The sequence below is a fragment of the Limosilactobacillus pontis DSM 8475 genome, assembly GCF_001435345.1.
GTDB lineage: Bacteria > Bacillota > Bacilli > Lactobacillales > Lactobacillaceae > Limosilactobacillus > Limosilactobacillus pontis.
In genome coordinates this window covers 64,570-71,395 of the sequence record NZ_AZGO01000026.1, presented here as the reverse complement: position 1 = coordinate 71,395, position 6,826 = coordinate 64,570, and the positions used below count along the sequence as shown (strand labels likewise).

The window sequence follows — 6,826 nt, the reverse complement described above, 5'->3', positions numbered from 1 at the left end:
TCTTGCTTAATCTACGTCACTAAATTCGTTCAAGTTATTTCTTGCAATCTGCCTTATCAAAACTTTAAAAAATCTTTTAGTTTCACACTAAATAGTATGACAACAATCTTTACCGCCGTCAAGGGCAATTTTCATAAAAACTTCATATTCTTAAATTAACAAATAGGGAGATATCAGCTTTCTAGAAGTCTATTTTATCTTCCAAAATTTTTGACAACTCGATTATAAATTTTGCCGCTTACGGACACAAAACACCGCTGACTGAACTTACTTCAATCAGCGGTGTCCCATTTTTAATCTATTCATCGTAATTGATGTGCTCCCGCAAGAATTTGTTGTATTTGACCAATTCGCTCAGTTTAGCATTGGTCTCAGGCTCCACAATCAGCGAGCTAACCTTGTTTTCGTCATCGTTCATCTGCTGCTTACCCCAGATACTCAGTGAGATCATTAACTGACGAAAATCATCCCCCTCCTTAGTCAGGGAGTAGCAGTTATCGGTGTCCTTTACTGGGTTGGCGATCCGCAGGTTTTGCAACTTAGCCAGCTCAGCCTTGAGATCGTCACCAGACAGCTCAGGAACCAACTGGTGCAGCTCCTCCAGGATCAGCGGCCGGAAACCTAGTCAGAAGACCAGGGTTGGCTGCCGATTATCCTGAAGAATCCTTAACGAGTAATCAATTCCACTATGAAATTTGCATTCTGTCATGGGTAACACTCCAATCCTATCCTATTTGTCCTACTTCATACCCCTATTATAACCGCCTGCTAGACTATTGAACACGTTTTGTCCGGAAAACTTTGTCTTTTAGATATTTCTTTTGATTTTCTTGATAATTTCCCTGATTTCCTCCTCACTGAGGTAGTCACTCAGGATATGCCGAATCAGCGTAATCATCCAGGCACACTGGATCCGGTGGTGAGCGCACCGGCACTTATCACGAATATTATGGTGATAGCGAACACTTTTCTTCTTGTTAACCGTTTTGACCCCGTAGTTGTACATTAGCCAGTCCAGCCCATCTAGCTGACACGATGCCGCCTGATTAGCGGCCTTAAGCAGGCGATCAAGGGTCTTAAGACTGGTATCAATGCTGATACGGTAGATTCGCTTGCGTCCGTGGAAGGAGGCAATCATCAGCTGGCCGTTGGCTGAGGTCCCATTCCCATCGAGCCAGTGGGCCATGTAGTACACCACGTTTGCGTTAGTCGTCCCGTGGGTCGGTACCAATCGGTGGTGGCCGGCAATATATCCGCGCCCCTTATGGGCACCGACCATTTTATAGATCGCCTGACGCTCATACTCATCGATATCATTGTCACGGGCAAAGCAATGCAAAACATCGCGAAGCGGCTGAGTAAGGAGCAAGTTCCGGCCGTCCCTCGTCAGGAGGAAGGTCCGTTCAGCGTCATAGGCGGTCATCAGAATCGTATTGTCCCAGTTTGGGTGAAAGGCACCCGTCTCTTCGTCAATCCGAAGTTTGTCCATCTTAGTCAAATCTATAAACTTGGTCTTCTTCATTTACTCTACTCCCCATGCATAATTTTTAAAATAATCGTAACCATAAGTAAAATAGTAAGCGCTTACCTCGAATAATAAGATATCGGTAAATTTAACCCCTGTCAATCATTTTTTCGTTTAATCACGACTATTTTCAAATTCGCATCATCAATCTCTGTCTAGTAAGCTAGGGACACTCAAGCGCGCTTGGGAATCTATCGAATACAGGTGATTTCCAATGACCAAACAGACAATTCAAGATGGCTTCGACTTCCTCTACCAGGACGACCACGTTCGGCTCGTCCACGGCGTCCTCAAGGGGCTCGGCATCCCCGTCCACCGCGACGACTACCCCGACCTCTTCCAGGAGGGCTGCATGATCTTCGCTGAGGTCTACGCCGATTACTCAGGCCCACTGACGACCCCGCTGGAGAAGCGCCGAATGATGTCCTATGCTTACCGGAAGATCCGCTGGCGTCTCCTCGACATCCTCCGCCACCAGCAACTGGCCATCGAATGCCGCCAATACTCCCTCGACCAGGCGGCGACCCCCGCGGACGCCGACCTGGTTGATGGCCGGGCCCAGCTCCCCTTCAGCCGGCTGACCAACGCCGCCTTCTTCGACGAGCTCTGGCGACATTCGGGTGCACCAGCCCGCCGCTACCTCCTCCTCGCCCTCCAGGACCGTTACCGGAGCGACACGGCGATCGCTAAGCACTGCGGGGTCTCCCGCCAAGCGGTCTTTCAATGGAAGAAACAGTTGATCGCTACCGCTCGCCGCCTGGGAAAGGACTGGCCAAACATGGTATAATCGCCCCTGAGGTGATAGCGTGAATCAGCATCAAACCACATCGACACCGGCCTGGTTTCACTCCCGCTACCGGGGTGAAGATCGCGACGACGGCTGCACCAACGAACTCAGCGTCTACCGGGATCCGGCCGAACCACGGCTGGACGTTCTCCTGACCAACGTCGACTTCGCCGGGGTCGGCCACGATAATACTTATTCCCTGACCAGGGAGGATGCGGCCCAGCTCCGCGATTTTCTTCAGGAGTGGCTGCAACATTAAAAGCGGGTGAAAATCAACTACTGACGGTTGATTTTCACCCGCTATTCATTTACTTATCCTCGTGGGTATCTTCCCACACCTTTTCCAGCATCTGGTAGCGCAGGTCGCCTACCTGGCTGACCCGGTAGTCGACGTCCGCCAGCGAGCTGGCATCCCCGACCCCAATCGTCGTCAGCCGGGCCGCCGTCGCTGCCTGCAGGTCCGCCTTATTGGTAACCAGGGCGATGCAACCGGTAGCCGGTACGTCCAGTTGAGTGACCAGGGACTGGTATGGCTGTACCGCGTTATCTTCGCTTCCCACCGCGTCGATGAATTCATCCAGCTTTAGTTGCCTGCTGATCTCATCCCCGTGGCCCGCGGGGGCGTTGATCGCCAGCTTGACGTAGTGGTCGTAGAGGGCGACCAGCAACCGCTTGATCCCCGGTACCAGGTCGTCTTCGCTCAATTCGGCCAGGACCTGACCGTAGAAGCGGTCCTGCTCGGCCAGTAACTCCTGGCGCCCGTCCTTATCGGCTTTGGCGTTGAAGCGGTTCAGTACCCGGTCGAGGGCAGCGTTGCGGTCGAGGCCTTTGAAGTCCCCAGCCAGCTTACCCGGCAGGCCCATCCCGTACTCGTACATGGCGACCTTCTGCCAGGCCGCAAACTGGCGGCGGTCCAGGTCGGTGATGATTCCGTTGACGTTTAAGATTGCTCCTTGCATCTACTCGTTCCCTTCCTTTGCTTGTACAGCTTGATCAACCATTCGCCAATATTCCACCAGTAAGAGGAGGTCGATCGGCGTCAGCACGTCCGTGTAGAGGTCCTCCATTTCCTGGAGCTGGAGGTTCAACCGCCGGGCAAAGTCGTCGATCCGGATGACCGCCGCCGATGCTGGCCGGGGCAGGTCGCCGATGATCTCGTCCGCCAGCTCGGCGATCAGGGCCTCGTACTCCTCCTGAAGGGTCGGGCCGGGCATCGGTGTTGGATTGACAATCCGATCCTGCTCCGCCACGAAGCGCTGGTGCCACTGGCCCATCGCCGCCCAGTAGCGGTCGTAGAGGTCGCGGCTGGCCGGGTCGGCGCCGTCCATGCTGAAGCGGCTCAGCTCACGCCACTGCTTGAGGAGCTCGTAGTAGAAGGACTCATGGTCGTCGAACTGGTCCTCCCGGTGGTCTTTGACAAATGTGGCAAGGTCATTGATGATGTTCGTCTGTTCTTGTCTGTTCATAGTTAAATCTCCGTTATTTTCCGTGACTGAAGAATTGGGCCGCCTTGATGGCCTGCTGCCAGCCGCCGTAGATCCGGTTGGCCTCCTCCTGGCCCATCAGAGGAGCAAACTCGTCGCCGATCTTGGAGAGCGTGCGCAGCTCGTCCTGGTCGGCCCAGTAGTCGACAGCCAACCCGGCGAGGAAGGCCGCCCCCAGCGCCGTCGTCTCCTCCATCGCCGCCCGTTTGATCGGCGTCTGCAGGATGTCGGCCTGGAATTGCATCAGAAAGTCGTTGCGCGAGGCACCCCCGTTCACCGTCAGGGCCGACAGGGGCAGCTGGGTGTCCTTGACCATCGTGTCAACGACGTCCCGGGTCTGGTAGGCAATCGCCTCCAGGGTCGCCCGGATCACCTGGCCGCGGTCGGTCCCCCGGGTCAGGCCAAACATCGCCCCGCGGACCTCCTGATCCCAGTAAGGGGCGCCCAGCCCGGTGAAGGCCGGCACGACGTAGACCCCGCCGGTCGTCTTAGCGGATACGGCCAGCTTTTCGGACTCGCTGGCGTGGGTGAAGAACTGTAGACCGTCGCGGAGCCACTGGACGGCGGACCCGGCCACGAAGATGCTCCCCTCCAGGGCGTAGTGGATCTTGCCGTCGAGCCCATAGGCGATCGTCGTCAGCAGGCCGTTGTCGGACAGGGTCGGCGTGAGGCCGGTGTTCATGACAATGAAGGCCCCGGTCCCGTAGGTGTTCTTGACCGAGCCCTCCTCATAGGCGGCCTGGCCGAAGAGGGCCGCCTGCTGGTCCCCGGCGATCCCGGCGATCGGAATCTGGACCCCGTAGAAGGTGAAGTCCCCGGTGTAGCCGTAGATGGCCGAGCTCTCCTTGACCTCCGGCAGGATCGCCCGCGGGATGTCGAGTAGGTCCAGGATGTCCTGGTCCCAGTCGAGAGTGTGGATGTTGAAGAGCATCGTCCGGCTGGCGTTGGTGACGTCGGTGGCGTGAACCCGGCCCCCGGTCAGCTTCCAGATCAGCCAGGTGTCGATTGTCCCGAAGAGCAGGTCACCACGCGCTGCCTTCTCCCGGGCACCCGGGACCCGGTCGAGGATCCACTTGATCTTGGTGGCGGCGAAGTAGGAGTCAATCACCAGCCCCGTCTTATCGTGGATCATCTTCTTGTAACCGTCGGCGATCAGCCGCTCGGCGATGTCGCTGGTCTGCTTGGACTGCCAGACGATCGCGTGGTAGATCGGCTGACCGGTGTGGCGATCCCAAATGACCGTCGTCTCCCGCTGGTTGGTGATCCCGATGGCGGCGATCTTATACGGCTTGATCTGGGTCTTGATCATCACATCCGACATCACCGTCTGGACACTATCCCAGATCTCGGTGGCGTCGTGCTCCACCCAGCCCGGCTGCGGGAAGTACTGGGGGAACTCCTGCTGGCTCATCCCCACCTTGTTGCCGTCGTGGTTGAAGATGATGGCCCGGGAGCTGGTCGTCCCCTCGTCAATTGCCATGATATATTGTTGCTCGTTCAATCTCGTTCATCCTTTCGCTGTTAAGGGACCCATACCGCTCGTAATCGGGCTTCCGGGCCACGTCAAGCACGCAAAAAAGGCCACCGGAAAGATTCCGGGTGGCCATCAGGAAGTTTAGTTATCGCTAACCATCTTGCCGCCAACGCTGTAGCGGTCCTTCTTCATTTCGTTGAGAACAATGTGCACCCGTTCAGCTGGAACATTGGCGTTCTTGGAGATCGCCGCGGTCACGTCCTTGACGAGCCCCTTCAGTTGTTCCTCGCTCCGGCCTTCGATTAAGTCGATATGTACTAATGGCATGTTGTGCCCCTCCTTATTTATTTTTACTAAATTCTACCATAGAAAGGACGGCAACAACAGTTTCTCCGTACTTATATTATAGAAGGAGGAATGCGCATGAACCGACTTGAACGTGCCGCGCGGGCCTGGTCCAGTGCCGGCCTGGAGAACGATTTCGTCTTTAGCAAGGTGATGAGTGACCCGGCGATCTGCCTGGCCGTCATCCGCAGCATCCTACCCGACCTGACGATTGCGCGGCTGGCCCCACCCCAGACCCAACAGGAGGTCAGTCCGACCAACGATGCCAAGGGGGGCCGCTTCGACATCTACACCACCGACGAGCACGACAACCGCTACGACATCGAGATGCAGGTGGCCGACCACCACAACCTCGCCCAGCGGGTCCGCTACTACCAGGTGATGAACGCGCTAGACGCCTACGACAAGGGCGCCAACTACCACGACGCCAACAACTCCTACGTGATCTTCATCTGCTGCTTCGACCCCTTCAAGCTAGGCGCCCAGTTCTACAGTGTCAACAAGCACCTCAACGAGTTTCCCGACTACCGGGTCCTAGACGGGGCGACGGACATCTACCTGAACGCCACTAGCCCCCGCCATGAGGTCCCACCCCGCTTGCAGACTCTGCTGGACCTGGTGGCGCACCGCGACAGTGGGCAGGCGGATGAATTTGGGGTAAAATTAAAGAAGAAGATTGCTGCGGTCAAGCACAACAAGGAATGGAGGGCGGACTTTATGCGACTGTCATTATACGAAATGGATCACGAGTATGAGTTAAAGGAAGCCACGGATAAGGGCGTTAAAAAGGGCGTCAAAAAAGGTGTTAAATTGGGACAGAGCCAAGGTATCAACATGACTCTTGTGCAGATGGCCGACGGACTAATTTGTCAGGGCTTGTCTGAGGAACAGATTATCTCTTTCTTCACCAACGTCATGAAGGTTTCCCGCGAACAAGCCAAAGGCTATTACCAGCAAGCACTGCGAAATTAAAATGGGGTGTTTACCATGAAAGCACTGTGCGAGATAGACCGTGAATACGAACTACGGGAGGCCAAAGCAGCCACTATCAAAGAAAACCACCTCAAGCTGATCAACGGCCTGATCGGGCTGGGCTACTCCAAGCAGGAGGTCATCGACTTTCTGACCACCTACATGCACACCGCCGTCACCGAGGCGGAGTAACAATATCAGGAAGCTACCAGGCAAAACTGAAGACATCAAAAAAGGTC

10 protein-coding genes are annotated in these 6,826 nt (G+C 55.6%); 4 read left to right on the top strand and 6 right to left on the bottom strand.

Annotated elements, in window-relative coordinates; all coding sequences use genetic code 11:
• Nucleotides 1-298: 298 nt before the first annotated feature.
• Both FD34_RS01855 and FD34_RS08660 read right to left on the bottom strand, forming a co-directional pair.
• Nucleotides 299-595: a transcriptional regulator gene (locus FD34_RS01855; RefSeq protein ID WP_268872032.1), complete on the bottom strand. Its 297-nt coding sequence runs from the start codon at nucleotides 593-595 to the stop codon at nucleotides 299-301.
• A gap of 213 nt (nucleotides 596-808) precedes the next feature.
• Nucleotides 809-1,522: a hypothetical protein gene (locus tag FD34_RS08660; RefSeq protein WP_191980190.1), complete on the bottom strand. Its 714-nt coding sequence runs from the start codon at nucleotides 1,520-1,522 to the stop codon at nucleotides 809-811.
• Between the two features lie 217 nt (nucleotides 1,523-1,739).
• Between FD34_RS08660 and FD34_RS01845 the strand changes: the two genes are divergently transcribed.
• Together FD34_RS01845 and FD34_RS01840 are read left to right on the top strand one after the other, a co-directional pair.
• Nucleotides 1,740-2,312 carry a sigma-70 RNA polymerase sigma factor region 4 domain-containing protein gene (locus FD34_RS01845; protein ID WP_057806242.1) on the top strand — a complete coding sequence of 191 codons (573 nt, stop codon included), beginning with the start codon at nucleotides 1,740-1,742 and terminating at the stop codon, nucleotides 2,310-2,312.
• 19 nt (nucleotides 2,313-2,331) lie between these two features.
• Nucleotides 2,332-2,571 (top strand): hypothetical protein, encoded by a 240-nt coding sequence (locus FD34_RS01840; RefSeq protein WP_057806240.1) that lies wholly within the window; start codon nucleotides 2,332-2,334, stop codon nucleotides 2,569-2,571.
• Between the two features lie 49 nt (nucleotides 2,572-2,620).
• Here FD34_RS01840 and FD34_RS01835 read toward each other — a convergent pair whose 3' ends face one another.
• From FD34_RS01835 to FD34_RS01820, 4 genes are all read right to left on the bottom strand, one after another.
• Nucleotides 2,621-3,271: an HAD family hydrolase gene (locus tag FD34_RS01835; protein WP_057806238.1), complete on the bottom strand. Its 651-nt coding sequence runs from the start codon at nucleotides 3,269-3,271 to the stop codon at nucleotides 2,621-2,623.
• A complete protein-coding gene (locus tag FD34_RS01830) occupies nucleotides 3,272-3,778 on the bottom strand; it encodes a hypothetical protein (protein WP_057806236.1) in 507 nt (168 codons plus the stop codon).
• Nucleotides 3,779-3,791: 13 nt separating this feature from the next.
• Nucleotides 3,792-5,297 (bottom strand): glycerol kinase GlpK, encoded by a 1,506-nt coding sequence (gene glpK / locus FD34_RS01825; protein WP_057806230.1) that lies wholly within the window; start codon nucleotides 5,295-5,297, stop codon nucleotides 3,792-3,794.
• Between the two features lie 114 nt (nucleotides 5,298-5,411).
• On the bottom strand, nucleotides 5,412-5,597 hold the full coding sequence (locus tag FD34_RS01820; protein ID WP_057806227.1) for a 2-hydroxymuconate tautomerase: 186 nt from the start codon (nucleotides 5,595-5,597) through the stop codon (nucleotides 5,412-5,414).
• A 96-nt stretch (nucleotides 5,598-5,693) separates the two neighbouring features.
• On the opposite strand from FD34_RS01820, the gene FD34_RS01815 reads away from it, so the two are divergent.
• Nucleotides 5,694-6,587, top strand: coding sequence for an Rpn family recombination-promoting nuclease/putative transposase (locus FD34_RS01815; protein WP_057806226.1), 894 nt, complete (start codon nucleotides 5,694-5,696; stop codon nucleotides 6,585-6,587).
• 15 nt (nucleotides 6,588-6,602) lie between these two features.
• Nucleotides 6,603-6,779: a hypothetical protein gene (locus tag FD34_RS08545; protein WP_152936746.1), complete on the top strand. Its 177-nt coding sequence runs from the start codon at nucleotides 6,603-6,605 to the stop codon at nucleotides 6,777-6,779.
• Nucleotides 6,780-6,826 lie beyond the last annotated feature (47 nt).